This window comes from Streptococcus mitis SK597, assembly GCF_000148545.1.
Classification (GTDB): domain Bacteria; phylum Bacillota; class Bacilli; order Lactobacillales; family Streptococcaceae; genus Streptococcus; species Streptococcus mitis_C.
In genome coordinates, this window is the sequence record NZ_AEDV01000050.1 from 1 (window position 1) to 3,585 (window position 3,585).

The following is a 3,585-nucleotide window of genomic DNA, read 5'->3' on the forward strand; positions in this document are numbered from 1 at the left end:
ATCTACAACCTCAAAGCAGTGCTTTGAGCAACCTGCGGCTAACTTCCTAGTTTGCCCTTTGATTTTCATGGAGTATTACAGTGAATAATTTTTCTAGCTATTGTAACAAAAAAGTCACCCGAAGGCAACTTTTTTATCTATAAGAGTTCGAAATTAGAATGGCTTATTCAGAGCTAAAAACTGCAGCTTGCTGCATTTGATAATACTTGCCCTTTCGAGCCATGAGTTCTTGATGATTGCCATACTCAACAATGTCGCCATCCACCAAGACAAGAATCAAATCCGCATCCTGAATGGTAGACAAGCGGTGAGCGATGATAAAACTTGTGCGCCCCTTCATGAGTTTGGCAAAGGCATCCTGTACTAGCACTTCTGTCCGTGTATCGATGGAAGAAGTCGCCTCGTCTAAGATAAGAATCTTGGGAATAGCCAGAAAGACCCGGGCGATGGTTAAGAGCTGGGCCTGACCAACAGAGAGAGATTCTCCAGCATTTTCCAACTTGGTATCATAGCCTTGAGGTAACTGTTGGATGAAAAAGTCGGCATTGGCTGCTTTGGCAGCAGCAATCACTTGCTCCCGACTGGCTTCAGGATTTCCAAAGGCAATATTATCATGAATAGTTCCTTGCTTGAGCCAGGTTTCTTGGAGCACCATGCCAAACTGCTGTCTCAATGATGCACGACTATAGTCATAAATGGATTTCCCATCCAGCAAGATATCTCCTGAGTTAATAGGGTAAAAACGCATGAGAAGATTGATAAGAGTTGATTTTCCAGCACCTGTCGGACCAACGATAGCCACCTTGCTACCAGCTGGAATATCAATAGATAAATCCTTAATCAAAATCTTTTCAGGATGGTAGCCAAAAGAAACCTGTTTAAAGGAAATAGCTACCTTAACTTGGTCACTAGTCAACTCTTCCTTACCACTTTCAGCCACCTCAGGACTCTCTAAGACTCCATAAACACGTTCTGCACAAGCGAGAGCACTTTGCAACTCAGCTAGCACTGAAGAAATATCGTTAAAAGGCTTGGTGTACTGTTGAACATAGTTCAAAAAGGTCACTAAGCGCCCAATGGTCAAGGTGGACCCCATCATGATACGATAAGCTCCTACTCCAGCTAGAAGGGCATAAATGAGCGCATTGACAAAGCGAGTCGAAGGATTAACCGTTGAAGAATAAAAGATGGCCGACTGCGAATAGCCTGCGTAGTTGTCATTAGCCTCACGCAGCCTTTGGATAAATTCTGCCTGAGCATTAAAGGACTGGATAATGGTCTGCTGGCTCAACGATTCTTCAATCAACTGAGTCTGAATTCCCCTTGTCTCTGTTTGCTTTTGGAAGAGATGATAGGATCGTTTGGCAATGAAGCGTGAAATCACCATAGACAGTGGCGTCAACAGCAAGACTAAGAGAGTCATGAGGAGATGAATCTGAAGCATGGCTAGAATACTAATCAAAATCATTAAGACGCCAATAAAAAATTGGTTAAAAATCATGGTCAAACCAGCTGCTAACTGTTCAATGTCCGTGGTTACACGACTGACCATCTCTCCGCTTCCTTGCTCATCAACAAAAGCAATCGGTAACCGATGGAGCTTGTTGATTATTCTCTCTCGCAAGTCTCTGGTATAAGAGAAGATTAGGCGATTATAGAGAAGAGGATTTACCCATTGTACCACTGTATTTCCTATTACCACCAAGAGCATCTGGAGAAAAAGCTGCCAAAAAACTGGTGAAGAGCCAGTCACTAGGACTTGGTCAATGACCTGCCCAATCAAGATGGGAAGATAAATTGATAAGCCAACCTGGGCAATAGTTCCTAGAAAAGCTAGGAAAAGGAGGAAAGGATGACTTGCAAAATCTTTAGCCAAGCGTGTGAGCGTCTGGTTTGCAGTTTGTCGTCTCATGCTAGTCCTCCTTCCCATGCTGGGATGCATTAATTTCACGATAGACTTGGCTAGTTTTCATCAAGTCCTCGTGCTTGCCGATAGCTAGGAGCTCTCCTTTTTCTAAGAGGAGAATCTGGTCAGCCATCTGTAAAGTCGAGGTTCGTTGAGAAATCAAGATTAAGCTCGTATTTGGTAAGTTCTCTCGGATAGCCTTCAACAGCTTGGACTCGGTAATGGTGTCGAGGGCCGAGGTAGCATCATCTAGGATGAGAAATGGAGCCTGACGCAAGACTGCTCGTGCGATAGACAACCTTTGTTTTTGTCCACCTGAAAAATTTCGACCTCCTGCCTCAACAGTGGCATCCAAGAGTCCTTCCTTTTCACTGACAAAATCCTTGGCTTGTGCAATTTCCAAGGCCTGCCAGAGTTCTTGGTCAGTTACTTCTTGATCTAAACCTAGAGTCAAGTTAGAACGAATGGTTCCCTTAAAGAGTTCGACTTTTTGGGGCACATAGGCAATCCAAGACCGCCACTGTTCAAGATTGAGAGGACTAGATCCATCTCGATAAAGGTCTATGCTTCCCTTGTCTGCTGGATAAAATCCAAGGATGAGTTGCACCAAGCTTGATTTACCAGAACCCGTTCCCCCAATAATACCAAGGATTTGCCCTTGCTTCATATCAAAGGAAATGTCTCTCAGAGAAGGTTGAGCTGCATCTGGATAGGTAAAAGTCAATTCTTGGACTTGTAAAACCTTATCTCTGGTAGCTTGCTTTTGTTCTAACTCTGAATGGATATCTTCTGGAGCCTCAGCAAAAACTTCCTCGATTCGCTTGGCTGAGATATAGGACTGGTTGAGGGAATTTATCAGCATGGCTAGCTTGACCAATTCTACCAAGATCTGTAGGAGATAATTAATAAGGGCAATGAGAGCACCTTGACTGATCAAGCCTCCTTGAATTGAAATATAGCCTTGCCAGATAATAATAAGGAGGGTTCCATTAACAATCAGATAGGTCAGAGGGGTTAATAAACTAGACCAGAAACCTGTTTTTTCTTGCAATCTTGCATAAACTTGGTTAAGGGTTTGAAAAATCTGTAACTCTCGTTTTTCTTGACCAAAAGCACGAATAACCCGCATTCCTTGTAATTGCTGGCGCGTTTCCTGAACCAGTTGATCCGTTTTCTTTCTCAGACTGCTGTAGAGAGGATTAACCAGTCTAGAGAGCCCTACAATAACAATGGTCAAAATGACAACCATGACTAAGAACCAGAAAGTCAGCTCAGCTGAGATTCGATAGGCCATAAAAATGGCACCAAAAACGATAATAGGCGCTCGCAAAAAGAGACGCAGGAATTGATTGATACCAGTCTGAATCTGGTAGGTATCCGAAGTCAAGCGAGTGACCAAGCTAGAAGTTGTCAAACGGTCTCTGCTATCCTTGGGTAATGAAAGAATGTGGCGATAGAGGTCACCTGTCAGTTCTTTAGCAAATCCAACCGCAGCCTTAGCTGAGTATAACTGGGCTATTAAGGCCACTACAACACCAATTACTGCAAAGATAAGGAGCAGGCCAATCTGCATCCAGAGATGACCTTGATCCCTCTGGGGCAAGGATTGGTCAACAATCCCAGCAATCACCATGGGAACCAAGAGCTCAAACACAGCTTCTAGTAACTTGAACAAGGGT

At 43.6% G+C, this 3,585-nt stretch carries 2 protein-coding genes; both read right to left on the minus strand.

What is annotated here, in order from left to right; translation table 11 throughout:
- Positions 1–163 precede the first annotated feature (163 nt).
- Complete coding sequence (locus tag SMSK597_RS08375; RefSeq protein WP_001254291.1) at positions 164–1,912, minus strand: ABC transporter ATP-binding protein; 1,749 nt, start codon at positions 1,910–1,912, stop codon at positions 164–166.
- A 1-nt stretch (position 1,913) separates the two neighbouring features.
- A partial coding sequence (locus SMSK597_RS08380; RefSeq protein ID WP_000297762.1) for an ABC transporter ATP-binding protein occupies positions 1,914–3,585 on the minus strand: 1,672 nt, incomplete at its 5' end.

Coding starts and splice junctions, on each gene's coding strand:
- SMSK597_RS08375 (WP_001254291.1), bottom strand. CDS start 1,912: ATGAGACGACAAACTGCAAACCAGACGCTCACACGCTTGGCTAAAGAT.